Consider the following 25,887-nt stretch of genomic DNA (forward strand, 5'->3'; position numbering starts at 1 on the left):
TCATGGCGCAACAGCAGGTCGCGGAGGGGCAGTCGGCGGCGCAGCAGGCGCCTGCCACCGGCACCGAGTCGCACGACCCGGACTTCCCGCCCCGGTTGCTCGAGTTCATGCGCACCGGCTGGCGCGACCAGGAGCTACCGGTCAGCCGCCGGCCGGAGGCCGACCGTTACGCGGCCCGCCGCGCCGCCGTCGCCGCCGGCTTCCCCGGCGAGACGCTGGTGATCCCCTCCGGTCCGGAGCGGGTCCGCGCCAACGACACCAACTTCCGGTTCCGGCCCGGCAGCGACTTCGTCTGGCTCACCGGCGAACACGACCCGGACAGCGTGCTGGTGCTGCGGCCGACCGGCGACGGCCACGACGCCACACTCTACGTCCGCCCCCGCTCCCCCCGCGGCGGCGACCCGGCGGGCGGCGCCGCCGACGAATTCTTCCGCGACCGGCAGTACGGCGAGCTGTGGATCGGCCGCCGGCACACGCTGGCCGAGAAGTCCGCCGAGCTGGGCATCGAGACCGCCCCGCTGGCGGAGCTGCCGCGAGCGCTGGCCGACTGCGCCCCGGCCCGGACCCGGGTGCTGCGCGGACTGGACGAGTCGGTCGACGCCGCGGTCCGGCGCTACGACGCGGAGCGGGCCGGCGCCCGCGACCGCGAGCTGGCCTGGGCCATCTCGGAGTTGAAGCTGGTCAAAGATGAGTGGGAGATCGCCCAACTGGCGGCGGCGGTCGACGCGACGATCCGCGGCTTCGAGGACTGCGCCCGGGCGCTGCCGGCCGACCGGCCGGTCTCGGAACGACTGATCGAGGGCATCTTCGGTCTGCGGGCCCGGCACGACGGCAACGACGTCGGCTACTCCTCGATCGTCGGCTCCGGCGCCAACGCCACTATCCTGCACTGGATCCGCAACGACGCCCAGATCACCCCCGGCCAGCTGCTGCTCGCCGACATGGGGGTCGAGGGGCACCACCTCTACACCGCCGACGTCACCCGCACCCTGCCGGTCTCCGGCACGTTCACCCCGGCCCAGCGTGAGCTCTACGACCTCGTCTACGCGGCGCAGCAGGCCGGGCTGGACGCGGTCAAGCCCGGGCTGAAGTGGGAGGACCTGGCGCTGACCATCAACCGGGTGCTCGCCGAGGGCCTGTCCGGGCTGGGTCTGTTGCCCGGCACGGTGGATGAGGCGCTGGAAAAGGATTCCACGATCTACCGCCGGTGGACCCTGCACGGCTTCGGCCACATGCTCGGCATCGACGTGCACGACTGCGCCCACGCCCGCACCGAGCACTACCGAAAAGGCGCGATCGACGAGGGCTACGTGTTCACGATCGAGCCGGGCCTCTACTTCCAGCCCGAGGACGAGCTGGTCCCGGCGGAGCTGCGGGGCATCGGCATCCGGATCGAAGACGACGTGGTCTGCACCGCCGAAGGGGCGGTGAACCTCTCAGCCGGGCTGCCGCGCCAGGCCGACGAGGTCGAGAGCTGGCTCGCCGCCCAGCGCGCCGCCGGCCCTCGCCTGCCCGGCTAACCCGCACTCATGACCCGCCGGTGGCCGGCGGGAGCGCGATCCCGACCGGTCCGCGCTGGCGGTGGGTGGCCCACACGATGACAGCGGCGGCGATAAACACCACCTGCAGCACGGTCCGCGGCAGCAACGGGGTCGCCGGCTCCCCGGCCAACTGGACCTCGTTGACCGCCGCGTACACGTTGGCGGGGAACATCGCCAACAGCAGCAGCGTCAACCCGGCCGCTGCCAGGGCCGCCGTGCGACGCCACAGCAACAGGGCCGCTCCGGCCAACTCCAGCACACCGGTGACGGTGACCAGCAGACCAGGTGCCGGCAGTGCCGGCGGGACCATCGCGATCAGGTCCTCGCGCAGAAACGCGAAGTGGGTCACGCCGGTGACCGCGAACATCGCGGCCAGGCCGAACCGGATCGCCGCCGGCCAGTGCCGGCGCACCGACCACCGCGGGGCGGCGGCGATCGTCACCAGCGTCAGGGACGCCACGCCGAGCAGGACTAAGAGCGGGGCCATGGAACCTCTTCCGTCGAACTTGCCAGTGTCAAGACTGACTGGGGCGAGCCTATCTTGTCGGCGACAAGATTGCCAGTTAGGGTGCAGGCATGACGTCGCGGCCGTACCACCACGGGGACCTTCGGCGGGAGCTACTCCGGCGCGCCGCAGCAATGATCGACGAGGTGGGCCCCACTCACGTCAGCCTCCGGGCACTGGCCCGCCGCGCCGGGGTGTCCCACGCCGCCCCGGCTCATCACTTCGGCGACAAGCGAGGGCTGCTCACCGCCGTCGCCGCCGAGGGGTTCACGCTGCTGGCCGACCGACTAACCGCGGTGCTCGCGGACACCGGCGAATTGCTCGAGGTGGGGGTGGCGTACGTCGAGTTCGCGGTGACCCACCGGGCCCACTTCGAGGTGATGTTCCGGCCCGACCTCTACGACCCCACCGCGCCAGAACTCCTGGCGGCCCGTAGCCAGAGCACCCACGCGCTCGCCGCAGCGGTCGGGACCCTCCCGGAGGCTCCGAGCGGCACCACCGGCCGCACCGAGGAGTTGGCCGCCTGGTCGCTGGTGCACGGCTTCGCCAACCTCTGGCTCACCGGCGCCTTCCCGCCAGATCTCGGCGACGACCCGGCCTCGGCCGCCCGGCAGGTGGCCCGTGTCCTCTTCGCCCCATCGACAGCCGACCACTTCCACTGAACCGCGCTGACCGGAACTCCCCGGCGAGCGGATCCCGGCAACCGCAACCCGCCGGTCCGCTAGCAGCTCTCTCGGGCTGGGTTTCCGGGCCACCACGATGCGCGGCCCAGCTCCAACAGCAGGGCCGGCGTCAACAACGACCGGACCAGGAAGGTGTCGATCAGGACCCCGACCGCAACGATGAACCCGAGCTGGACGGTCAGGACCACCGGGATCACCCCGAGCAGGGTGAACGCGGCCGCCAGAATCAACCCCGCGCACGTGATCACCGCACCGGTACTGGTCAGCGCTCGGAGCACCCCGGCCCGGTGCCCATGCCGGGCCACCTCCTCCCGGGCTCGACTGACCAGGAAGATGTTGTAGTCGATCCCGAGCGCCACCAGGAACACGAAGCCGAGCAACACCGCCTGGTTGTCGAAGCCCGGTAGCCCCAGGACCCGGTCGAACAACAGCCAGGCGAGTCCGAACGCTGAGGCATTGGACAGGATGACCGTACCCAGCAACAGCGCGGGTGCCACGATCGCCCGCAACAGCACGATCAGCACCAGCAGGATCAGTCCAAGCACCAGCGGAATCACCCGGCGGACATCGCGGGCGGTCGCCGCATCCGTGTCCACGCTGGTGGCGGTCTCACCGCCGACTAGCGCGACGCCATCGACCCGATCCGCCAGCGCTGCCCGCATCGCCCCAACAGTGGCTTCGGCCGCCGCACTCTCGGGCGGATCTGCCAGCACCACCGGCAGGTGCTCCCAAGGACCGTACCGGGTGGGTTCTCCCACCTCGGCGACCCCGGCGACGCCGGCTAGCAGCTCCGCCACCTGCTCGCTCGCCCCGGCCGCGACCACCACATCGGCCGGCAACGACGAACCGCCCGGGTAATGCTCCGCCAGCACCTGCTGACCGGCGATCGCCGGGGGGTCATGGGTGAAGGTATCGGACATCGGCACGCCGACCCGGGCGCCCAGCAACCCGGCCGACATCGCCACCAGCACCAGTGCGGTCACCACCCACACCGGCCGTGGGCCCCGACCGACCAGTTGGGCCACCCGGTGCCACACCGATCGGGGCTCCTCGACTGAGGGTGGCTCATCCACCGATGGCTGCGCTGCCGGCGATGGTGTGTAGCGGGGCACCCGCGGCCAGAAGACCCACCGGCCGAGCAACGCCAGCATCGCCGGGAACAGGGTAAGCATCACCAGCATGGTCACCACGATGCCGGCCGCCCCGACCGGGCCGATGCTCCGATTGGTGGTCATCTCGGCCAGCAGCAGGCAGAGCATGGCCAACACCACAGTGCCGCCCGACGCAAGCAGCGCCGGCCCGCTGCGCCGGACCGCGGCGAGCACCGCTTCGTAGCGGTCGGCGTGCCGCCGGAGCTCCTCCCGGTAGCGGGCGGTCAGCAGCAACGCATAGTCGGTGCCCGCGCCGAAGACCAGGGCGGTCAGAATCCCCTGAGTCATGCCGCTGATGGTCAGGTCGAGCCAGACCACCAGCAAGTAGACGACGCCCTGGGCGGCGGCCACCGCCACCAGGATGCCGACCAGCGGCACCAGCCACAGCACCGGACTGCGATAACTGATCAGCAGCAGCAGCGCGACCGCGGCCACCGTGGCCAGCACCTGAGTCAGCTCGACGTCGAGAAACGCGCGGGCGCTGTCGACCACGAACCCGGCCGGTCCGGTGACGTAGACCGCGAGGCCGGCCGGCAGGTCCGTCTCGGCGAGCTCCCGGAGCTGCTGCGCGCCCCGGTAGCCGGCGTCCTCGTCGTCGAAGTCGACCACGATGAGGACCGCTTCACCGTCCGGGGTGGGCACCGGCTCCCCGACCACGCCGACCGTCTCGGCAGCGAACAGCTCCTGCTGCTCTGCCACCACTGCCTGGTCGCGCCCGCTCAGGCCGCCGGCGCGGTGGTACACCACCACCGCCGGCAGCCCGGTGTCAGCTCCGTACTCCGCGAGCAGCTCGCGCACCTGCGACGACTCGGCGTCGTGTGGCGCGTAGGCGGCGGTGTCGTTGACCTGCTCGCCGGCGAGCTGTCCGGCCAGCGGCCCCACGGCGGCCAGCACCACCAGCCAACCGCCCAGGATCGCCCAGGTGCTCCACCGTAGAGCAGGTCTGGAGGTCCGCGCGCTACGCACGATGACACTCTGCCTAACCGCTGTCCGCACCGGCATCCGCTCACCGACGACGATTGCGACTACGTCCGCTGCTGTACTTGGCCGGGCAGCTACGTCGAGGAACGTACCAACCCGGACTGGTAGGCGAAGACCACCAGTTGGGCACGGTCACGGGCGGCCACCTTGGACATCGCGCGGCCGACGTGCGTGCGCACCGTCGCCGGGCTCAGCACCAATCGCGCGGCGATCTCCTCGTTGGTCAGCCCTTGCGCCACCAGCGAGACGACCTCTTGCTCCCGCGGGGTGAGGTTCGCCGCCTCGGGAGACGCCGCTGCTGACGGCCCGTCGACGGCGGAGGCGACGAAGGTCTCGACCAGTCGACGAGTAGCCGACGGGGCGAGGACCGCCTCGCCCTCCGCCGCCACTCGCACGGCTCGGAGCAGCTCGGCCGGGTCCGCGTCCTTCAACAAGAAGCCAGCGGCTCCCAGCCGCAGCGCCTCGTACAGGTATTCGTCGAGGTCGAAGGTGGTCAACACCACCACCCGCACCCCCGCCAGCCCGGGGTCGGCCGCGACCTGCCGCAGCACCGCCAGACCGTCCAGCCCGGGCATCCGGACATCCAGCAGGAGTACGGTCGGAGCGTGGCGCCGGAGCATCGCCAGGGCGGCGTGCCCGTCGGCCGCCTCGCCCACCACCACGATGTCCGGTTCGGAGTCCAGCACCATCCGCACCCCGCCGCGCAGCAGCGGCTGGTCGTCGGCGATGACCACAGAGATCACGACTGCACCGGGATCGGAAGCCGCGCCCGCACCACGAACCCTCCTTCAGATCGAGGAGTCGCGGTCAGCGCGCCTCCGACCGCGCTGGCCCGTTCCCGCATCCCCGCGATGCCGTGCCCGCCGGTAGGCGCCGGCGCTGCCGCCGCCGCGCCCGCAGGGTTCCCGACTCCCTCGTCGACCACTTCGACCAGCAAGCTGTCCGAAGCGAAATTCAATCGTACGGTAGCGGCACCGACACCAGCGTGCCGCAACACATTGGTCAACGACTCCTGCAGGATCCGGTACGCGGCATGGTCCACCCCGGGCGGGAGCTGACGCGGTGCCCCGTCCCGGCATACCGCCACCGCCAACCCGCAGCGCGCCACCAGGGTGTCGAGCTGGGCCAGCCCTGGCCGCTGATCCGGCGGCTCCCGCAGATAGCCGAGCGTTCCTCGCAGATCCGCCAGGGCATCGCCGCTGGTCTGCCGGATCGCCTCCAGCGACCGCCGGGCAGCCGATGGGTCCCGGTCGAGCACATGCAGGGCGCCGCCGGACTGCATGCTGATGGCCGCGAGGCCGTGCGCCACCACGTCGTGCACCTCCCGGGCCACCCGGAGCCGGACCTCGTACGCTCGCCGGGCCAACTCCTCGCTCCGCTCGCGTTGCTCCTGCTCCTGCTGGAGCCGCACGATCAGGCCTCCCAGCAGCGGCGTGATCAGCGTGACGCTCCACACCGCGACATAGGTGACGACGTCCTCGGCCGAGACCGGCCGCTCGACCACGACGACGGTGGTGAGCACCGCCACCATCGCGGCCAGGAAGAGGCCACCGGCGCAATGCCGGGTCGTGCGTACCGCGACCGAATACATCACCGGCACCGCCAGCAGCAGCACCGGCCCGTACGCGTACCCGCCGATCAGGTAACCGACGAGGGCGACGTGGACTGCCGCGAACGCCAGCACCGGGCGTCGGCGCCAGAGCACCAGCGCTGCGCAGGCCAGGCCGATGGCGGCCCACCCCAGCGGGTCGAGCGGTTCCCGCGCCGGCTGGTTGGCCTCCGCCAGGCCACTGCCGATGACGACCAGCGCTCCACAGCCCACTGCCAGCGCAAGATCACCGAGAGTGGAGCGGAGTGTCATCGCTCGACGCTACCGTGACAGCCGACCATTCCTACCGTGCCGACTGACCGCAGCGGCCGGTCAGCGCAGCTGGTCGTACGCCGGAAGGGTGAGGAACTCCTCGTAGTGCTCGGCGAGTGCCACCTGCCGGAACAACGCCGCCGCCTGGGCGAACCCGGCGGCGTCGAACGACTCGCCGGCCGCGTCCGCGATCGCCGCCAGCTCCTCCTCGATCAGGTCGTTGACGAGATGGCCGGTGACCGTCCGCCCGTCGGCGAGGCGGATGTCATTGTGCACCCACTGCCACACCTGCGATCGCGAGATCTCGGCGGTCGCGGCGTCCTCCATCAGGTTGTAGATCGCGACCGCACCGTTGCCGCCCAGCCAGGCGGCGAGATACTGCAGGCCGACGCTGATGTTGTTGCGCAGCCCGGCCTCGGTGATCTCGCCCGGGGTGGCGGCGACGTCGAGCAGCTCGGCGGCGCTGACCGAGACGTCGTCGCGTAGCCGGTCCAGCTGGTTCGGCCGGTCGCCGAGCACCGCGTCGAACTCCTCCCGGCAGATCGGCACCAGGTCCGGGTGGGCAACCCAGGAGCCGTCGAAGCCGTCGCCCGCCTCCCGCCGCTTGTCCTGCCGCACCTTCGCCAGCGCCTGCTCGTTGACGGCCGGGTCGCGGCGGCTCGGGATGAAGGCCGCCATGCCGCCGATCGCGTGGGCGCCGCGGCGGTGGCAGGTGCTCACCAGCAGTTCGGTGTAGGCCCGCATGAACGGCGCGGTCATGGTCACGGTGTTGCGCTCGGGCAACACGAAGTCACGGCCGCGGGTCCGGAAGGTCTTGATGACGCTGAAAAGATAGTCCCACCGGCCGGCGTTCAGCCCGGCCGAGTGCTCGCGAAGCTCGTAGAGGATCTCCTCCATGCAGAAGGCGGCCGGGATCGTCTCGATCAGCACGGTCGCCCGGATGGTGCCCCGCGGGATGCCCACGAGCTCCTGGGCCCGGACGAAGACCTCGTTCCAGAGCCGGGCCTCCAGGTGATGCTGCAGCTTCGGAAGGTAGAAGTACGGCCCGGCGCCGCGATCGAGCTGTCGCCTGGCACAGTGGAAGAAGTAGAGTCCGAAATCGAACAGGCTGGCCGAGATCGGCTCCCCGTCGACCAGGAGGTGCTTCTCGGGCAGGTGCCAGCCGCGCGGTCGCACCACGATCGTCGCCAGCTCGTCAGCGGGGCGCAGCGCGTACTCCTTGCCCTTCTCGTCGCGGAAGTCGATCCGCCGATCCAGCGCGTCCATCAGGTTGAGCTGGCCGCCGACCTGATTCTCCCACAGTGGAGCGTTGGCGTCTTCGAAGTCGGCCAGCCACACCTTCGCCCCACTGTTCAGGGCGTTGATAGTCATCTTGCGGTCGGTCGGCCCGGTGATCTCGACCCGCCGGTCGACCAGCCCGGGGGCCGGCTCCGCCACCCGCCAGTCCGGGTCCTGCCGAACCGACTCGGTCTCGGGCAAGAACTCCAGCGGGCTGCCGGCGTCCAACTCCGTCTGCCGGCGAGCGCGGGCCGCGAGCAGGTCGCCCCGGTCGGCGGCGAACCGGCGCTGTAGGTCGGCGAGGAACTCTAGCGCCTCGACGCTGAGCACCTCTTCGTACCGCTCATGGATCGGACCGAGCACCTCGACGCCCTCAGGCAACTGCATGCGCTACGCACCCCTCGTAGTTACTGGCCAGTAAGTTAAGTTCTGAGCGTACCGGACGAGTCAAGAATCGAGGGCGTGACGTTCCAGGAACGCGTAGACCTCGGTGTCGTCCACCCCAGGGAAACTGCCCGGCGGCAGCGTCGCCAACACATGCGATGGCGCCCGCGCCGACGGCCAGCTCATCCCCTCCCACCGACGGGTCAGCTCCGCCGGCGGGCGACGGCAACAAGCCGGGTCCGGGCAACGCGACCGGGCCCGGGCGGCGCTCTCCTGCCCCCGGAACCACTGCGACTCCAGGTACGGCACCCCCAGGGTGATCGCGAAGTCCCGCTCCCGCCCAGGATCGACGTGGGCGATACAGAAGTGGGTGCCGTCTGGGGCATCGGTGTACTGGTAATACATCGAGTAGCGATCACCGGCGCCGAAGACCCGGCGCCCCGCCCACTGTCGACACATCCGCTGCCCCTCGATCGCGCCCAGCGGATCGACCGGGAAGGCGAGCCCGTCGTTCTCGTACGCCTTGTAGATGATGCCCCGCTCGTCGCAGCGGATAAAGTGGCAGACGATCCCCAGGTGCTCGGTGATCAGGTTGGTGAAGCGGTGGCACGCCATCTCGTAGGAGACCGCGAACCGGTCACGGAGATCCTCCACCGCGATGTCCCGGCGCTGCTTCGCCTCCCGCAGGAACGCCACCGCGGCCTGCTCTGGCACCAGCACCGCGGCGGCGAAGTAGTTCGCCTCCACCCGTTGCTGGAGGAATTCGAAGTAGCTGCGCGGTGGGGCGTGCCCCAACACCACATGCCCCAACGTCTGCAACACGATGGTCGGGGCGGTGTGCATCCCCATCGGCTCCCGGCGGACATAGATCCGCTGATGCCGCAGGTCGGCGATGGACCGCGCCGACCAGGGTAGGTCCGCCGCGTAGTGCAGGCTGAAGCCGTGCTGCGCCAGGATGCCCCGCAGCATCGCCTGCGAGAGCGCACCGTCACGGTGGCCGACCGGGGTGAGCGTCTTCGCAGCCGCCTGCTCGATCTCCGGGAAGTAGTTGGCGCGCTCGCGCATGATCCGCCGGAGCTGGGTGTTGGCCCGCCGGGCCTCCTCCGGGGTGGCCACCCGCATCGCGTCCCGGCGGCGAAGCTCGCCGTAGAGCGCGACGATGTGCTCCAACACGTCGGTGCCGACCCGCTTCGAGATTTTCAACGCCGGCAGGTCCACCTCGGCGAGCGACGGGTCCTGCGCAGCGTTGGCGATCGCGATCTCCAACTGGGCCCGCCGGTTGGGCGGTTCCCGCTCCAACAACTGCTCGGTGCTGACCCCGAGCCCTCGGGCAAGCGCTTGCAGCAGCGAAAGCTTCGGCTCGCGCCGGCCATTCTCCAGCGCGGAGAGTGCGGACGGCGCCCGGCCGACCCGCTGACCGAGCTCCGCCAGCGTCAGCCCTCGCGCTAGCCGGTAGTGCCGTAGCCGCTGCCCGAATGTGGCCAGGTCGATCTCACCCGCCCCGCCGGCCTCCGCAGAACCCTCGGTCACCTCTGCCACCTGTTCACCATAGCGAAAGAACTAGCGATTTTCACCGGCTTACTGGGTAGTAACCCAGCAACCAACGGGTAATTCTCGCAGTATTGCAGAACGCGTTGCGGCCGGCGGGACCGCCGTGACCGCGGATCGGGAGGTACGAGTCATGACTGTTGCCACGAATGCGCCGGTCGACAGCCGGCAGCAGGCGATCGATGCGCTGCAGGCCGACTGGCGGGACAACCCACGCTGGGCGGGCGTGACCCGCACCTACTCCGCCGAGGACGTGGTCCGTCTTCGGGGCAGCATCCAGGAAGAACACACACTTGCCCGGCTCGGCGCGGAGCGCCTCTGGCGGCTGCTGCACGAGGAGGACTTCGTCCCGGCGCTCGGCGCGCTCTCCGGCGGGCAAGCGGTCCAGCAGATCCGGGCCGGGTTGAAGGCGATCTACGTCTCCGGCTGGCAGGTCGCCGCCGACGCCAACCAGGCCGGCCACACCTACCCCGACCAGAGCCTGTACCCGGCCAACTCAGTCCCGCAGCTGGTCCGCCGGATCAACAACGCACTGCTTCGGGCCGACGAGATCTGTTGGGCCGAAGGGCTCGACCAGTCGCCGTACTGGCTGGCCCCGGTGATCGCCGACGCCGAGGCCGGCTTCGGCGGAGTCCTGAACGCCTTCGAGCTGATGAAGGGCATGATCGCCGCCGGCGCGGCGGGCGTGCACTGGGAAGATCAGCTCGCCAGCGAGAAGAAGTGCGGCCACCTGGGCGGCAAGGTGCTGATCCCGACTGAGGCCCACGTCAAGACGCTCACCGCGGCCCGGCTCGCCGCCGACGTGGCCGGCGTGCCCACCGTGGTCGTCGCCCGCACCGACGCCGAATCCGCTTCACTGATCACCAGCGACGTCGACGAACGGGATCAGCAGTTCCTGACCGGCGAACGCACCAGCGAAGGTTTCTACCGGGTCCGCAACGGGCTGTCCGCCTGCATCGCCCGCGGGCTGGCGTACGCCCCGTACGCGGATCTGCTGTGGATGGAGACCTCCACACCGGATCTCGACACCGCCCGGGCGTTCGCGGAGGCGATCCGGGCGCAATACCCGGACCAGTTGCTGGCCTACAACTGCTCGCCGTCGTTCAACTGGCGCAAGCACCTCGACGACGACACGATCGCCAAGTTCCAGCGGGAGCTGGGGCAGCTCGGCTACGCCTTCCAATTCATCACCCTGGCCGGGTTCCACTCGCTCAACCACGGCATGTTCACGCTCGCCCACGACTACGCCGACACTGGCATGAGCGCCTATGTGGCCCTGCAACAGGCCGAGTTCGCCGCCGAGCCGCTCGGCTACACCGCCACCCGCCACCAGCGGGAGGTCGGCACCGGCTACTTCGACCTGGTGGCCACCGCGGTGGCGCCCACCGCCACCACTGTCGCGTTGTCCGGGTCCACTGAACACGCCCAGTTCTAGCCCGCTCGCACCGCTCGCGTCTGCACCGCCGCTGCCGCGGTCGCGGTCGCGCCGCCACGGTCGGGGAGCTGCCGCGGCACCAGGCAGCTCCCCGACCCGCGACTTGCCCGGCCCGGATATGGTGAGGCCACCATGTTCCGAGCCGAGGCTGGTTGGCGATGTCCGTAACCGTCTTCACCGTGCTGCTGGCGACCATGACCGGGGTGTGGCTCGTCGCGTACCTTGCGCTTTTCTTGGGCACCCGCACCCGGGGCGTCCGCGCGGCACCCGCCTCCCCAGACCTCGGCCCCGAGCCGCCGGCCGTGGTCAACCTGCTGGTCAACCGGTGGCGGCTGACCCCGGACGCGGCCGAGGCGACCCTGCTGGACCTGGCCGCTCGCGGCTGGCTGGAGCTGCGCCAGACCGGCCACGAACCCCGCAACACCACTGTGCACCTGCGCCAGCCCGGCAATCCTGGACCAATACTGCCATTCGAAGCGCGAATTTTGGATCGGGTCCGGCAACTGGCCGTGGCCGGAGTCGTCCCCGTCACCGCCCTCACCTTCCGGGACCCGCGTCGAGCCGCCGCCTGGCAACGCCAACTGCACCGCGAGATCGTGGCGGACGCGCGGGCACGCGGACTGTCCCGCGGCCGGTTCAGCCCCGCCGTGCAGACCGCCCTGTCGAGCATCGCCGGAGTGGCGGCGGTCGTACCGTTCGGCGCCGCGGTGCTACAGGGATCGATCAATCCGGTGGTGCTGGTGCTGGCGATGGCCATCACCGTGGGGATCTCCACCGCGATGAACGGCCTCGCCAACAGCGAACGGGACACCCCCACCGGGCGGGCCGCGGCCAGTCGCTGGCTCGGCGTACGCAGCTGGCTCCGCGGCCATGAGGAGTTCGCGCAGCTGCCGCCGGCGGCGGTGACCCTGTGGCAGCGGTACCTCGCCTACGGCGCGGCGCTCGGCGTCACCCGGACCACGAGCGCGGTCCTCGACCTGGGCATGGGGGATGACCGGCGAGTCTGGTCCGCCTACCAGGGGCACTGGCGACGGGTCCGGATCCGGTACCCCCGGCTACGCCCCCACTACGGCCGCTCCCTACCCGGCCTGCTGTTACAGCTGCTGGTGTTGCTGTTCATCGCCGCAGTGCTCAGCCGGTTCGGCTCGATCGCCGCCGGGCTCGCCGATTCCCGGCCAGCACCCGCGCCAATCGACACGTTCGGGCTGGGGGCACTGGTAATCAGCGCCGCGCTGGCGGGTTACGCCCTCTACACCCTGGCTCGGGGGGTGATCGAACTAGCCCAGCCCCGGACCATCACCGGCGAGGTGCTGTGGAGCAAAGTCGCCCGTACCCGCAAGAGCAAGCACGGCCGCCAGGGCGAGCCGCTCCTCTACCACCTCGCGGTCGACTCCGGCGGGGTGGACACCACCACCGCCTGGGGTCTGCCGGCCCAGTGGGCCCACGACCTCCACCCCGGCGACATCGCCGAGCTGACCGTCCGCCCATGGTCGCGCCGGATCACCGGCTACCGGGTGCTCCGCCCCGGCCCGCGGCGAAGCGTCATCGAACCGGTCGCGGTGCCATGACCGCCGCGGCGTACACGGTCCTCGTCCCGCTCCTGGTCGGCGTGGCGTGCGGAGCGCCGCTGCTGCTGGTGCTCGGATGGGCGATCTACACCTATAACCGGCTGGTCCGGCAGCGCAACCAGGTGCACGCCTCGTGGGCACAGATCGATGTTGAGCTACGACGCCGGCACGACCTGATCCCCAGCCTGGTCACCACGGTGCAGGCCTACGCCGGCCACGAACAGGCGGCGCTCAGCGCGGTGGTGACCGCCCGCACCCGCGCCCAGCACGCCAGCGCCGGCGGTCCGGAGCCCCGCGCCGACCCCGAACACGAACTCAGCTCCGCGCTCGGCCAGCTGTTCGCCCGCGCCGAGGCTTACCCGCAGCTACGCGCCGACCAGACGTTCCAACAGCTACACGAGCAACTCATCGACAGCGAAGACCGGGTCACCCACGCCCGCCAGTTCTACAACAGCGCGGCGCAGACGCTACGCAACTCGGTCCAAGCGGTGCCGAGCAACCTGGTGGCCCGGGCGGGCGGGTTCCGGTCACCGCCGTTCTTCGCGGCGATCGGCGCCGAACGCGACCGGATCCAGCTGCAGCACGGCGATCCAGTCACCGGCACCGCGCGCTAAGCTCCACCGGCGACCAGTGGTGGTTACGTCCGGTCGTTACGCCCGGTGGTCAGGCAGGTGCCGGCCCTTCCGCCGCCGGATCGTCCGGCAGCTCGGGACGGGGCCGGTCCGGCGCTGCGGTGCCAGGCGGATACAGCTCGGGCGGCACCGGTCGGGGCGGTTGGCCGGAGCGCCGGTCGAACCGTTCCAACTCCAGCAGCGCCTCGCGATACTCCAGCTCGGCGCGGCGCTGCTCGATCTCCCGCTCTTTCGCCTTGGCCTCGGCCTGCCGGGTCTCCTCCCGTTTCAGCTCCAGCTGATGCTGACGCCGGCCCTCCACAAGCTTGATGATGGCCCCCATCCCCCCGAAGACCATGAAGATCACCAACAACGGGATCAGGATCCCCGCCGAGCCCATAGCCCTCCCCTTCCATCGCCTTCTCCAGCGTAGAGTCGACCCATGGCAGGCGCTGACCCGAGTCAGGCAACCGACAGGTACGACGCGGCGGTGGCCACGGTGGCGGAGCCCGAAAGCGTGTTGCTGCCCGGTCATGATGTGCCGCTCGGCCGTTACACGACGGTGCGGCGACTGCTGCCGCAGCGGCCCCGCCGGATGGTCGGCGCCTGGTGTTTCGTCGACCTCTTCGGCCCGGACGAGGTCGCCGGCACCCCCGGCATGCAAGTGCCGCCGCATCCGCACACCGGCCTGCAGACGGTAACCTGGCTGATGGCCGGGGAGGTCCGACACCGGGACAGCCTCGGCAGCCTCGCCACGGTCCGGCCCGGCGAGCTGAATGTGATGACCTCGGGTCACGGCATCGCCCACTCCGAGGAGTCACCACCGGAGCATCCGCCGGTTATGCACGGCCTACAGCTGTGGGTAGCGTTGCCGGAGGCGGCCCGACACGGAGCAGCGTCCTTCGACCACCACCCGCACATGCCGGTGGTCGCCGACGGCGGTTTGACCACCACGGTGGTGGTTGGCGACCTCGGCGGGGTCCGGTCACCGGCGACGACGTACTCGCCGCTGCTCGCGGCCGACGTCACGGTCGCCGCCGGCACCGACGCGGCGCTACCGCTCGAACCAGACTTCGAGTACGCGGCGCTCTCGATCTCTGGCGAGGCGGAGGTGGCCGGCGCTCCGCTGGCGCCGGGCAGTTTGCTGTATCTGGGCTACGGCCGGGGCCAACTCCCGTTGGCAGCGGACCGCGACGCCCGGCTGTTTCTACTCGGCGGCGAACCGTTCGCGGAACCGCTGGTGATGTGGTGGAATTTCGTCGGCCGAAGCCACGACGAGATTGTGACCGCCCGCGAAGATTGGCAGGCCGGCCGCCGGTTCGGCACGGTCGAGGGCTACCCGGGCGACCCATTGCCGGCGCCGACGCTGCCCACCACCCGTCTGAAGGCACGCGACCGGCACGGCAACACCTTTGCCGGGTGACTCTCCCGCCGGGCGTCGGACGCTTAGTACGGCAGCCCGACTTCGTTATGTAGATGTCTGACGATGCGCTGGCGCGGCCGGGGTCGGTCTCGGCGTGTCGGCGTGCGTGAACGCGGCCGCCGGTTGATCATGCACGGCTGTGAGACCAAGTGAAGATCAAACGACGGCGGCCGCTGGTCACAGCGTAGACGCCCACGGGTGGATGGAACACTTCGAGGCCGCCTTCGCGCGAATCGCCGGCCGGTTCACCCGGGTGGAGCCACGACGCCGCGCCCGGGCCTACCTGCTCGGGCTGCTCGGGCTGCTCGCCGATGTGGAGACCCGCTCATGCTGGCAGCTGGCCGAGCACGCCGGTGAAACCTCCCCGCACGGCATGCAACGGCTGCTCGCCGAGGCAGTCTGGGACCCCGACGCGGTACGTGACGATCTGCGCAGCTACGTCGCGCACGAGCTGGGCGATCCGCGGGCCGTGCTGGTCATCGACGACACTGGTGATCTTAAGAAGGGTGTACACAGTGTGGGGGTGCAGCGTCAGTACACCGGCACTGCCGGGCGGATCGAGAACAGCCAGGTGGCGGTGTTTCTGGGCTACGCCACCACGGGCGGTGGGTACACGCTGATCGATCGGGAGATCTACCTGCCCAGGTCCTGGACCGATCAGCCGCGGCGGTGCGCCGCCGCTGGGGTCCGGAGCAGGTGCGGTTCGCTACCAAGATCACGCTGGCGCGGCGGATGCTCACCCGGACCCTTCAGGCTGGTGTCCCGGCCGGGTGGGCCACCGCGGACGAGTTCTACGGCGGTGACCGGCATCTGCGGCGGGATCTGCAGGCCCGCGGTGTGGGCTACGTGCTGGCGGTGGCCAAGAGCCACCGGGTCAACCACCTGCACCCCGCTGGGACCCACGCGGGCCGACCGGGTCGCGGCCGGGTTGACCCGGCGGTGTTGGAACCGACGTTCGGCAGGTGATGGGTCGAAAGGTTGGCGGGAGTACGACTGGGCCTGGGTGCGGCTCGACCCACCGCCAGACGAGGACGGCGGGCACCACTTCCTGCTGGTACGTCGCGGCCGGCGGGACGGGAAGTTGGCGTTCTACCGCTGCTGGTCACCCCGGCCGGTGAGCCTGCGTGAGCTGGTGGCTGTGGCCGGGCGCCGCTGGTCGATCGCGACCTGCTTCCAGACCGGCAAAGGGCTCGGGCTCGATGAGCACCAGGTCCGCCGCTGGGGCTCCTGGTATCGGCACACGACCTTGGTGATGCTCGCCCACGCGGTGCTGGCCGTGATCGCCGCCCACGAACGCGCCCGGCCGGCCGACGCTGACGAGTCGCTGGTTCCGTTGAGTATCAACGAGATCCGGCGCCTACTGGCCAGGCTGGCACTCAACACTGTCCATTCCATCGCCCACTGGCTGGGCTGGTCACACTGGCGACGCCGGCACCAGCAACGCGCCCGGACCAGCCACTACCGACGTCGAGGCCAGCTCACACATCGAGCAGCGCCTACATAACAAACACGGGCTGCCGTATTAGCCGCCGGTCAGCACCTGGATCTCGTACACCTCATATTCGCCGCTGTTGCCGACCTCGATGAGCACATCGTTGTCGAACTCCCCGTTGATGTGCCACCACACCCGCCACGTCGTCATCGCCACCATCCGGAACGCCCCGCCCGATTCCTGCCGGCTCGACCGCTGGTAGGTGTATCGGCAGGCGTCCGCCGGTGGGCTGAGGAAATCCATCCCCGACTCCCAGGCCACCCCCGGCCCGTCACAGACGGCCGGCGGCCGTCCCTCCCCCATGTCCCAACTGATCTGCTGTGGCTCCGCCCACGCCTCAACCAACCAGGGCCCACCTTCCGCCACCGCCTCCAGCGGCTCCGGCCAGGTCAGGTCGGTCTCCTCGGTCCACAACCACACCGGCAACCGCACCAACCCGCCGTGCGACGGTGGGGCGGTAGCGATCGTCGGCCCATGCATCTCCAGCTGGGCCACCGCCTCGGCCCACACATCCAACAACCCGGGCTCCGGATCATCAAAGTCCGGAGCCTCTTCCAGGACCACCAGCTCGCCTATGCCATCCCACTGGGCCGCGTCTGGATCCTGCTCGCCCCCGAACGGCCCGCTGCTCCAGTGCCCCAACTCCGCAGGCGACTCCGCGTCACCCTGCTCCGTCCGCTGTGGTGGGGGCGGGAAACACGACGCCAGGTAAACCAACCCATCCTCGGCAAGCTCCTCGCTATAACCAACCATCCCAGGGACGGGAGACTCGTCCTCGGCATTGAAGTAGCAGTCCCAGTCCGAACTATAGGACCCGCGGTAATGTCCGTTCGAGCCCGGCCCACCAACGCCAGTCCATTCACATGAAATCTCTTGTGGCCCGTGGCGGTCCAGTAAATCTGCCGGGCTGTCGTTTGGGACACCAGACCGGGAACAGCCATTACCCGCCGGGCCCGCGGGAATGTCGAACTGGAAAGGCCCTTCATCCACGCCTCCACCGGTGCTGAATCCGCACGTCGCGACGTCGATCTGGGGTTGGCTTCCCGCTGGACAATCAACCGAAGGCTGCGCCACAGATCGTTCTGGCAGCAGAATCGTCGCCGTAGTCAATACTAGAGTGGGTACCGTGACCGCCGCAGAAAACCGCCAGGAAGTTCCGAATTTCAGCACGGCTCGCCACCAATCGGCTCCCACTCTCGGAGACGCCACTGCGGATTATCTCGAGGTTCAACACTTGAGGGATCGTAGAACGTTGCTTCGGCGGCAATCAACTCCTTTACTCCTGAGTGAAACACCGTAGCCGATTCATCCGAGGAGACCGGCTCACCCGAGCCATCGATGATCCGCCAATCAGTCGCATCGACGCAGTATTGAAGGTTAACGAGCGGAACGTTCTGGTCTTCGCCACCTACATTAGCGAAGCGATCAAGATCGACCTCAACGACCTTCGCCATTTCCCAGGTAACGGCGCCGTCTCCACGCAATTCGTTCCGGGCGTTGTCATCGATCTCGTCCCAGGTGCCCGTCAACAGAAGCCCGCCCAACTCGGGAAGCTCCGAATGCCGGGAGTTGACCGCGGGTTCGCCCTCAATGAGGATCTCCTGGTAGAGGGCGAGGAACTCGTCGACCAGGGCCGTGACCTCGTCGACGGCCGCCTGCTCCTCATCGGTCAGCTCTGGCGCCACCGGCTGCGACAACTCGGGCCGATCATCGGACGGCGGATCCGGCAGATCCGACTCCTCTTGCCCGCAGGCGGCACCGAGCAGGGCCATCGCTCCGAGAACCGCCACGAACCGCCGCCCAGCCGCTTTCGCAGTCACCGCAAGACCCTCCCCTAACCAGCAACGACACACCCGGTGCGGATCAACAACGCTACTGTCGCGGACCCGTAGGCACAGTGGAGCAGTCTAGTCGCAAACCGCAACGATCGATAGTCAGCCACCTCAGGACCAGCACGGCGCAGCCCGGTAGCGAAGATCAATGCGAATATCTGGCTGCCCTGGCAACCGCTGGGTCACCATGATCTTGCGGCGCGGGGCGGGGCGGGGCGGGGCGGGGCGGGATGGGCGGGGCGGGATGGGCGGGGCGGGATGGGCGGGGCGGGGCGGGGCGGGGCGGGATGGGCGGGGCGGTCAGCGTCCCAGGTAGGCGCCGCCGTTGACGTGGATGACCTGGCCGGTGATGTGACGCGCGCCGGGCGACGCGACGAACTCGACGGTCGCGGCGACGTCGGCGGGGGCGCCGGGGCGCCCAACCGAGGTCTCCGCGACCAGTCGCTGCCGCCGCTGCTCACTGAGCCGCCCTTGGAAGAATTCGGTCTCCAGCACCAACCCGGGGGCGACCACGTTGGCGGTGATGCCGCGCGGGCCCAGTTTCGCCGCCAGGTCGGCGTTCCAGGCGACCACCGCGGCCTTGGCGGCACCGTAGTCGCCACCGCCGCGGCTGCCCGCGATCGAGCCGATGGTGATGACCCGCCCGTGGTCAACCAGCCGAGGCTGCAACGCGGCGGTCACCAGGACCGCCGTGAGCAGGTTCGCTGCCAGCTGGTGGCGCCACCCCTCGGCCAGGGCCACCAGCTCGTCTGGCGACGGTGCCGGCTCCCCGGCCGCCACGATGCCGCCCGCATTGTTGACCAGCACGTCGACCTCGGCCGGCAGCTCCGGCAAGCTCGCCCGCACCGCGACCGGGTCGGCCGCGTCGAAGCTGACCGCCTGCGCGCCGATCCGCTGCGCCGCCTCGGACAGCACAGACTCCCGCCGGCCCGTGATCGCGACCCGGTCGCCGTTGGCGATGAAGGCCTGCGCGATCGCGAGCCCGATGCCGGTGCCGCCGCCGGTGACCACCACCTGCCGCATGAAAACTCCTTTAGACCTAAAGTAGTTGGCGTGATTTCACTATAACGCGCGGCAACCCTTCGGGGCGCTGCCGGCCGGTTCAGTCTTGACGGGCTCGCCCCACCCCAACTTGATGATCTTGGGGCGGGAGGGGTGCAGACCCGGTTGCGTGGCCTACGAGAGCTGCTAGCACAAACGGAGCAGCGCCGGCCGGCTGTCGCCACCGCGCCGGGGACGGTTAGGCGGGGGTCAGACTGGCCATATCGGGGCGACCACCGCCGCCCGGGCTTTCCCCGATCTGGGCATCGTTGCACCTGGGGGCGGGGGTAATCGCCGCGCAGAGAACTCGTCGAGCAGTGGGGCCCTGCCCGATCGTTCTCCGGCACGGCGCCGACAGTCGGCCGGCTGACCGGGTGGGCGCTGCTCCGTTTGGGCTAGCAGCTCTCGTAGGCCACGCAACCGGGTCCGCGCCCCTCCCGCCCAACGCCACAAGATCAACAAATGGGCGGAACGGTCGAGGGCGCGTCAGCCAGTTCGACCAAGGTCGCCTCCCGAGCCAGCAAGGGCAGCGCGTGCAGGGGAAACTCCTGCTCGCGCAGATTCCTTAAGGCCTAAACTAGCTGCATGGCGCACGACAGCACCGCTACCGACCCTGTGCCGAGCCCGGATCAGGTGGACGAGATCACCGAGGCCTGGCGACGGGAGCGACCCGCTACCCCGGTGGAGTCGATCCAGGTGATCACCCGAATCACCCGGCTGGCGAAGCTCTTCGCCGACGACCGACGGCGGACGCTCGGCCAGCTCGGGATCGACTCAGCCACCCTGGACCTGCTCGCCACCCTGCGCCGCGCCGGCCCGCCATACCAGCTCTCCCCCGGCCAACTGGCGCAGCGTGCCCTGGTCAGCGCCGGAGCGGTCAGTCAGCGGGTGGCCCGCGCGCAACGGAGCGGCCTGGTCGCGCGGCAGCCGGCCGGCGGCGACGGCCGAGGTGTCCTGGTCACGCTCACCGCCGCCGGCCACGCGCTGGTGGAACGGACCGTGGACGAGCTGCTACGACACGAGGAGACCCTGCTCGCGCCGCTTACGGCGCCGCAACGGAAGCAACTCGCGGCGACCCTTCGTGCGCTGCTGACTCAGTTGTCGGCGGCTCGCTCCGAGCCCCCTGCCGGACACTGACCGAGCCGTTGCGCGGCGGCACCGCCACGTGGACGCTGGCCAACACCAACGCCATCATCAGACTCGCCGCGCCGACGATCCCGGCGGCCCCACCCGCGTACGCGGTGAAGAGTAGCTGCTGGTCATACCAGGCGGGCTGCGCCGCCAACTCCCGCGCGGTCAGGAACATCATCCCGCCTGCGCCGGCCAGCAGAACCAGCCCCACCAGCAGCAGCGTCAACAGCGGCTTCCGGTGGCCCGGCGAGGGCCCGGCCGCCCGGTCCTGGTGGTGCGCGATCGCCAGCACCAGCCCGGCCACCGCCGCCCACACCCCCACCACGAGGAATGATGCCACCGCGTCACTGGGCCGGTGCCAGCCGGCGGAGAGCGTCGCCACCCCGGCCAACCCCGCGTACGCGCCGCCGATCAGGCCCGCCACCCCCCGCACCGCCGGCGGCAGGACCAGCACCAGCGCCACCGCCACGGAAGCGGCGACGGTGGTGTGGCCGCTGGGCAGGCTGTTGCCGGCGCCCACCCGCTCCAGGTCGACGCCGAACTCCGGCCGCTCGATCGCGTACTTCAACACCTGGGTGGTGAGGTTCGCCCCGATGATCAGCAGGGTGGCGGCGGCCGCGAGCGCCACCCGGCGCCGCATCAACGCGATAAAACCGATCACGATGGTGGCGGCCGCCAGCGACAACACCGTCATCGCGCTCAGCACCACATCGACGACTTCGTCGATGTGTTCCTGGCCGATGCTGTTGCCGTTGAGCGCAACGGTGTCGAGCAGCTGACCACGGCGCGTGGCCACAAACACGCGACGGATCAGCTCGAACGCTGCCACCTGGGCAGCCACCAGCAGCAGCAGCCATGCCGCCAAGCCCCACGTCAACCGTCGCATGCGCACACGTTAGCGGGTACCGGCCAAAGCGACATCCCGCATCCTGCCATGTCCTCCGACCCGATGATGCCGACGGGAGGGCGGCTCAACTCGTGGCCGAAGCGCCGACTGGGCGACCGGCGGGCCGCACCACCGGCAACCGGTGTCCGGCGAGCAGGTCGGCGAGCCGGCCACCGGGGTGCAGCACCTCGGCCCGCAACCCGCACTGCCTCGCCGCGTTGACATTCTCTGCCTTGTCGTCGATGAAGAGCACCTGCCCGGCCGGCTCCGCCAGCGCCCCGAGCACCGCTTCGAAGTAGGCGTGGTCGGGCTTGGCGTGGCCCACCGTGGCGGAGTAGAAACGCTGATCGAACCGGACCCGGTAACCGAGCTGGTCGTCCATGAACTCCGCGCGCGCGATGTCCTGATTGGAGGCTAGTACGCAGCGGATTCCCGCCTCCCGCAGCGTGTCCACCAGAGTCAGCGCCGCCGGGTCCGGAACGATGCCGACCTCGTACCAGTCCGCCAGGAACCGCTCGGGCTCCGCCAGCCAGCCCCAGTCCGCCAGCGCCGCCGCCAAGACCGTGCGCGGGTCCCCCACCCCGAGCAACACCTGGTCGAGGTAGAGCCGTTCGTGGAACAGGTGGTGGAAGAAGGCGTCAAGCTTCTCCCGGGGCCAGCCGTACCGCTCCTGGAAGTGGGCGTGCAGCGGGCCTGCCCGCTGCAGCACACCGTCAGCGTCGAACAGGACCGTAGAGATCGGGAGCGGGTTACCGTCAGCCATCCCCGCAGGCTACCGGCCAGGCCTTACCGAAACATCACGACGCTACGCGCGCCGGCGCCCAAACCGGCCAGCGCGGCGCCCACCTCCGCGAGCTGGATCCGCTCGGTGACCAGGGCAGACAGCTCCAGTTGGCCGGCCCGGTACTCATCGAGCAACCTGGGCACCTCGACCACGGGATCGGTACTGCCATAGACGCTGGCCGTCAGGGTACGGGCGAAGTGGCCGATCTCGAGTGCGTTGAAGGTGAGGTCGTCGGTGCGGGACCCGAGTCCGACTACGGTGGCGCGACCACCCCGGCGCGTCGCCGACCACGCCGCCCGGATGGTCGAGGCCTTCCCGACGCACTCGATGGCATGGTCGGCCCCCCGGCCCCCGGTCAACGCCCGCACCCGGCGGCCCAGGTCGGGGCCGGGCGCCAAGAGTTCGGTGGCGCCCAGCCGGTAAGCCAGCTCGGCCTTGCCCGGCACCGGATCCACCGCGATGATCGGGTCTGCTCCGGCCAGCCGGGCCCCCTGCAGGGCGGCGAGCCCGACCCCGCCGAGCCCGATCACCACCACCGACTCGCCGGGCCGGACCCCGGCAGCATTACGGACCGCGCCCACCCCGGTGAGTACGGCGCAGCCCAGCAGTGCCGCCTCGGGCAGCGGGATGTCCTCCGGCAGCCGGATGCAGGCCTGCTCGGCGACGACGGTCTCGGTGGCGAAGGCTCCGATCCCGAGCCCGGGGTGCAGTGGCCGCCCGGCGGCATCGACGGCGTACTGCCGGGACCAGTCGTCGTCGGCGTGGGCGCACAGCCATGGCTCGCCCCGATCACACCACCAGCATTGCCGGCAGGCCGGGGCCCAGTTGAGCACCACCGGGTCGCCCGGCGCCAGCCCGGTCACCCCGGGACCGACCTCGGCCACCCGGCCGGCGCCCTCGTGGCCGAGCACCACCGGCACCTGGTGCCGGAGCGTGCCCTCGGCGATGGAACGGTCGGAGTGGCAGACGCCGGTAGCGTGGAGTTCGATCCGTACCTGTCCCGGGCCGGGGTCAGGCAGCGTGATCTCCTCGATCCGGAGCGGCTGCCCGACCCCGGACACCACCGCTGCGGGCACTGTCCGGCTCATGACCGCGGCTCCGGCAGTTGCACCGAGGTGAGCTCCTGGTACTCCGCGAGCCCGTACCGGCCGTGCTCGCGCCCGAGCCCGGAGTCGCCGTACCCGCCGAATGGAGCCACCGGGTTGAACGCCGCGCCGTTGATGTCGACCTGCCCGGTGCGCAGACGGCGCGCGACCGCCACTGCGCGCTCTGGATCGGCCGACCAGACTCCACCGGTGAGTCCGTACCGGGAGTGGTTGGCGATCCGAACCGCCTCGTCGACGTCCCGGTACGGCAGGATCGACAGCACCGGGCCGAAGACCTCCTCCTGGGCCAGTTCGCTGCCCGGCGGCACGTCGGCGAGCACAGTGGGTGCGACGTAGTGCCCGGTCTCCGGCAGCCCGGTGGCGGCCGGTCCACCGGTCACCAGCCGCGCTCCGGCGGCTATCCCCTGCTGCACCAACGACTGGACCCGATCTCGTTGGGCCGCGGAGACCAACGGCCCGAGCCGGGTGCCGGGGTCGGTGGGGTCGCCGACGGTGAAGCCGGCGGCGTACTCGCCAGCGCGCTCCACCGCCTCCTCGTACGCCGAGGTGTGCACCAGCATCCGGGAAAGCGCCGTGCAGGTCTGCCCGGTGTTCAGAAAGCAGTTGGCCACGCCGACCTTGACCGCGACGCGGTGGTCCGCGTCGGGCAGCAGGATGTTGGCCGACTTGCCGCCCAGCTCCAACGCCACCCGGGTGAGCTGCCCGGCTGCGGCTGCCGCGACCTGCCGGCCGGCTCTGGTGGAGCCGGTGAACGAGACCAGGTCCACGGTGGGGTCGGCGACGAGCTCCGCGCCGATCGCAGCGCCGGGACCGCAGATCAGGTTGAACCCGCCCGGCGGTAGGCCGGCGGCGTCGATGATCTCAGTGAGCAGGTAGGTCGAGAGCGGGGTCAGTTCGCTGGGTTTGAGCACCACCGGGCAGCCGGCCGCGAGCGCCGGAGCGATCTTCGCGATCGCCTGGTGGATCGGGTAGTTCCAGGGCGTGATCGCGGCGACCACGCCGACCGGTTGCCGGTACACCCGCGAGTGGCCGATCAACTCCGGCTCGGCCGCCGGCTCGGCCAGCAGGCTGAGGTAACCGTCGAGCACCTGCAGCGGCAGGCCGACCTGCAGCGACCGGGAGACTCGCCGAGGGGCGCCCATCTCGGCGGTGATCAGATCCGCGAGTTCGTCGTGCCGGGCGGCGAGCCCGTCCCGGATCGCCCGCAGGACGGCGACCCGTTCCGGCAGGCTGGTCGCCGCCCAGACCGGGAAGGCAGCCCGGGCGGCGCTGAGCGCCCTGGCCAGGTCGGCCGGCCCGGCGTCGGGGACGGTGCCGATCACGGCGCCAGTGGCGGGATTGGTCACCGGCCGCCGCTCGTCGCTGCTGGGCGAGGCCCAGCTTCCACCAATGTAGAGAGTGTCGTGCGTGATCACAGATAGCACCTCCGGGTACCGTCTCAGCGGAACGCGCTGACCCCGGTCAGCGCCCGACCGATGATCAGTTGCTGGATCTGGCTGGTGCCTTCGTAGACGGTGGTGACCCGGGCGTCGCGCAGATACTTGCCCACCGGGTACTCATCCACGTAACCGTACCCGCCGAAGACCTGTAGCGCGGAGTTCGCGGCGCGCACCGCGGCCTCACTCGCGTAGAGCTTGGCGATGGACGCCTCGGTCTCGAACGGCTCACCACGGTCGATGAGGTCGGCGGCCCGCCAGACCAGCAGCCGGGCGGCGTCGGTCGCCATCGCGATCTCCGCGAGCAGTTGCTGCACCAGCTGGAAGCCGGCGATCGGACGCCCGAACTGGTGCCGGACCTTGGCGTACTCGACCGCCGCGGTCAGGCATCCCTGCAGGATGCCAACGCAGCCGGCGGCGAGCGAGAGCCGCCCCTTGGCGAGCGCGTTCATCGCGATGGTGAAGCCCTGTCCCAGCTCCCCCAGTTGGGCGCTGGCGGGCACCTCCACCTCGTCGAGGGTGAGTTGGGCGGTAGCCTGGCCCCGCAGGCCCAGCTTCCCGTGGATCTCAGTGGCGGCGAAGCCGGGCGAGTCGGTCGGGACGAGAAAGGCGGTAATCCCCTTGGGGCCGGCCTCGCCGGTGCGGGCGAAGATCAATGCGACCTTCGCGGTGCTGCCGTTGGTGATGAACGTCTTGGACCCGGTCAACCGCCATCGGTCGCCGACGGCGACCGCCCGAGTGGTAAGTGAGGCGGCGTCGGAGCCGGCCTCCGGTTCGGTGAGCCCGAAACAGCCAAGTGCCTCGCCGGCGCAGAGCGCCGGCAGCCAGCGCTGGCGCTGGTCGTCGGTGCCGTACCCGGCGATGCTCCGCCCGACCAGGCCGAGCGAGACCGAGAAGATGCCCCGGATCGACGAGTCGCCCCGGCCGAGTTCCTCGGTGACCAGACAGTACGTCAAGTGGTCGCCGCCGACCCCGCCGTCGGCCTCCGGGATGGTGAGTCCGAGCAGGCCCAACTGGCCCAACCGCCGCACGACGGTCGGGTCGACCTGCTCGGCCCGGTCCCACTCGGCCGCGTGCGGCACGATCTCGCGGTCGACGAAGTCCGCTGCCAACCGGCGCACCGCCGCCTGCTCCTCCGACAACACGAGATCCATCGACGCCACTCCCGATGACCAGTAAACTATCACTGTTAGTTTCCGGGTTCACCTTA

Annotated in this window: 22 protein-coding genes and 2 pseudogenes; 9 read left to right on the top strand and 15 right to left on the bottom strand. The window is 70.3% G+C overall.

The features are described 5' to 3' along the window. Positions 1-2: 2 nt before the first annotated feature. Positions 3-1,520, top strand: a complete 1,518-nt coding sequence (locus JQS43_RS15420; RefSeq protein WP_239675086.1) for an aminopeptidase P family protein — start codon at positions 3-5, stop codon at positions 1,518-1,520. A 7-nt stretch (positions 1,521-1,527) separates the two neighbouring features. On the opposite strand, the gene JQS43_RS15425 is transcribed toward JQS43_RS15420, so the two are convergent. Continuing rightward, positions 1,528-2,028, bottom strand: coding sequence for a DoxX family protein (locus JQS43_RS15425; protein ID WP_239675087.1), 501 nt, complete (start codon positions 2,026-2,028; stop codon positions 1,528-1,530). An 89-nt stretch (positions 2,029-2,117) separates the two neighbouring features. Between JQS43_RS15425 and JQS43_RS15430 the strand changes: the two genes are divergently transcribed. Further along, on the top strand, positions 2,118-2,708 hold the full coding sequence (locus JQS43_RS15430) for a TetR/AcrR family transcriptional regulator (RefSeq protein WP_239675088.1): 591 nt from the start codon (positions 2,118-2,120) through the stop codon (positions 2,706-2,708). Between the two features lie 59 nt (positions 2,709-2,767). Here JQS43_RS15430 and JQS43_RS15435 read toward each other — a convergent pair whose 3' ends face one another. The 5 genes from JQS43_RS15435 to JQS43_RS15455 all read right to left on the bottom strand — a co-directional run bounded on the left by JQS43_RS15435 (position 2,768) and on the right by JQS43_RS15455 (position 9,923). Then, positions 2,768-4,846 carry an MMPL family transporter gene (locus tag JQS43_RS15435; RefSeq protein WP_239675089.1) on the bottom strand — a complete coding sequence of 693 codons (2,079 nt, stop codon included), beginning with the start codon at positions 4,844-4,846 and terminating at the stop codon, positions 2,768-2,770. 89 nt (positions 4,847-4,935) lie between these two features. Then, a complete protein-coding gene (locus JQS43_RS15440; RefSeq protein ID WP_239675090.1) occupies positions 4,936-5,604 on the bottom strand; it encodes a response regulator in 669 nt (222 codons plus the stop codon). After that, positions 5,601-6,722, bottom strand: coding sequence for a sensor histidine kinase (locus JQS43_RS15445; RefSeq protein WP_239675091.1), 1,122 nt, complete (start codon positions 6,720-6,722; stop codon positions 5,601-5,603). Before JQS43_RS15445 ends, JQS43_RS15440 begins: the two co-directional genes overlap by 4 nt. A 60-nt stretch (positions 6,723-6,782) precedes the next feature. Next, entirely contained in the window at positions 6,783-8,387 is a 1,605-nt protein-coding gene (gene aceB, locus JQS43_RS15450; protein ID WP_239675092.1) for a malate synthase A, read from the bottom strand. A gap of 60 nt (positions 8,388-8,447) precedes the next feature. Next, positions 8,448-9,923, bottom strand: coding sequence for an XRE family transcriptional regulator (locus JQS43_RS15455; protein ID WP_239675093.1), 1,476 nt, complete (start codon positions 9,921-9,923; stop codon positions 8,448-8,450). 142 nt (positions 9,924-10,065) lie between these two features. Here JQS43_RS15455 and aceA point away from each other — a divergent pair, with 142 nt between their 5' ends. The 3 genes from aceA (at position 10,066) to JQS43_RS15470 (ending at position 13,549) form a co-directional block, all read left to right on the top strand. Next, on the top strand, positions 10,066-11,367 hold the full coding sequence (gene aceA / locus JQS43_RS15460) for an isocitrate lyase (RefSeq protein ID WP_239675094.1): 1,302 nt from the start codon (positions 10,066-10,068) through the stop codon (positions 11,365-11,367). Positions 11,368-11,525: 158 nt separating this feature from the next. Next, a complete protein-coding gene (locus JQS43_RS15465) occupies positions 11,526-12,935 on the top strand; it encodes a DUF2207 family protein (RefSeq protein ID WP_239675095.1) in 1,410 nt (469 codons plus the stop codon). Continuing rightward, positions 12,932-13,549, top strand: coding sequence for a LemA family protein (locus JQS43_RS15470; RefSeq protein ID WP_239675096.1), 618 nt, complete (start codon positions 12,932-12,934; stop codon positions 13,547-13,549). The genes JQS43_RS15465 and JQS43_RS15470 overlap by 4 nt, the downstream gene beginning before the upstream one ends. A 49-nt stretch (positions 13,550-13,598) precedes the next feature. Here the strand turns inward: JQS43_RS15470 and JQS43_RS15475 are convergent, their stop codons facing one another. After that, positions 13,599-13,946 carry a hypothetical protein gene (locus JQS43_RS15475; protein WP_239675097.1) on the bottom strand — a complete coding sequence of 116 codons (348 nt, stop codon included), beginning with the start codon at positions 13,944-13,946 and terminating at the stop codon, positions 13,599-13,601. A gap of 42 nt (positions 13,947-13,988) precedes the next feature. Here JQS43_RS15475 and JQS43_RS15480 point away from each other — a divergent pair, with 42 nt between their 5' ends. The 3 genes and pseudogenes from JQS43_RS15480 to JQS43_RS26320 form a co-directional block, all read left to right on the top strand. Further along, on the top strand, positions 13,989-14,969 hold the full coding sequence (locus JQS43_RS15480) for a pirin family protein (RefSeq protein ID WP_239675098.1): 981 nt from the start codon (positions 13,989-13,991) through the stop codon (positions 14,967-14,969). 202 nt (positions 14,970-15,171) lie between these two features. Beyond that, positions 15,172-15,651: pseudogene (locus JQS43_RS26315) on the top strand (IS701 family transposase); the annotation flags it as partial. Next, positions 15,612-15,935: pseudogene (locus tag JQS43_RS26320) on the top strand (transposase); the annotation flags it as partial. The pseudogenes JQS43_RS26315 and JQS43_RS26320, both read left to right, overlap by 40 nt. Positions 15,936-16,491: 556 nt before the next feature. On the opposite strand, the gene JQS43_RS15490 reads toward JQS43_RS26320, so the two are convergent. The 3 genes from JQS43_RS15490 to JQS43_RS15500 all read right to left on the bottom strand — a co-directional run bounded on the left by JQS43_RS15490 (position 16,492) and on the right by JQS43_RS15500 (position 19,316). Then, positions 16,492-17,214 (bottom strand): hypothetical protein, encoded by a 723-nt coding sequence (locus JQS43_RS15490; protein WP_239675099.1) that lies wholly within the window; start codon positions 17,212-17,214, stop codon positions 16,492-16,494. Between the two features lie 410 nt (positions 17,215-17,624). Beyond that, complete coding sequence (locus JQS43_RS15495; RefSeq protein ID WP_239675100.1) at positions 17,625-18,281, bottom strand: hypothetical protein; 657 nt, start codon at positions 18,279-18,281, stop codon at positions 17,625-17,627. 312 nt (positions 18,282-18,593) lie between these two features. Next, positions 18,594-19,316 (bottom strand): SDR family oxidoreductase, encoded by a 723-nt coding sequence (locus JQS43_RS15500; protein ID WP_239675101.1) that lies wholly within the window; start codon positions 19,314-19,316, stop codon positions 18,594-18,596. Between the two features lie 603 nt (positions 19,317-19,919). On the opposite strand from JQS43_RS15500, the gene JQS43_RS15505 reads away from it, so the two are divergent. Beyond that, a complete protein-coding gene (locus tag JQS43_RS15505) occupies positions 19,920-20,471 on the top strand; it encodes a MarR family winged helix-turn-helix transcriptional regulator (RefSeq protein WP_239675102.1) in 552 nt (183 codons plus the stop codon). Here the strand turns inward: JQS43_RS15505 and JQS43_RS15510 are convergent. The 5 genes from JQS43_RS15510 to JQS43_RS15530 form a co-directional block, all read right to left on the bottom strand. After that, the gene (locus JQS43_RS15510) at positions 20,377-21,351 is read right to left on the bottom strand and encodes a phosphatase PAP2 family protein (protein WP_239675103.1); all 975 of its coding nucleotides are present in this window, start codon (positions 21,349-21,351) and stop codon (positions 20,377-20,379) included. The two genes, JQS43_RS15505 and JQS43_RS15510, sit on opposite strands and share 95 nt — an antisense overlap. 85 nt (positions 21,352-21,436) lie before the next feature. After that, positions 21,437-22,114, bottom strand: a complete 678-nt coding sequence (locus tag JQS43_RS15515; RefSeq protein ID WP_239675104.1) for an HAD family hydrolase — start codon at positions 22,112-22,114, stop codon at positions 21,437-21,439. A 23-nt stretch (positions 22,115-22,137) separates the two neighbouring features. Then, the gene (locus tag JQS43_RS15520) at positions 22,138-23,223 is read right to left on the bottom strand and encodes a zinc-binding dehydrogenase (protein WP_239675105.1); all 1,086 of its coding nucleotides are present in this window, start codon (positions 23,221-23,223) and stop codon (positions 22,138-22,140) included. Continuing rightward, entirely contained in the window at positions 23,220-24,656 is a 1,437-nt protein-coding gene (locus tag JQS43_RS15525) for an aldehyde dehydrogenase family protein (RefSeq protein ID WP_338037119.1), read from the bottom strand. The genes JQS43_RS15520 and JQS43_RS15525 overlap by 4 nt, the downstream gene beginning before the upstream one ends. Before the next feature lie 23 nt (positions 24,657-24,679). Beyond that, complete coding sequence (locus tag JQS43_RS15530; protein WP_239675106.1) at positions 24,680-25,831, bottom strand: acyl-CoA dehydrogenase family protein; 1,152 nt, start codon at positions 25,829-25,831, stop codon at positions 24,680-24,682. Positions 25,832-25,887: the final 56 nt, after the last annotated feature.

Source organism: Natronosporangium hydrolyticum, assembly GCF_016925615.1.
Classification (GTDB): domain Bacteria; phylum Actinomycetota; class Actinomycetes; order Mycobacteriales; family Micromonosporaceae; genus Natronosporangium; species Natronosporangium hydrolyticum.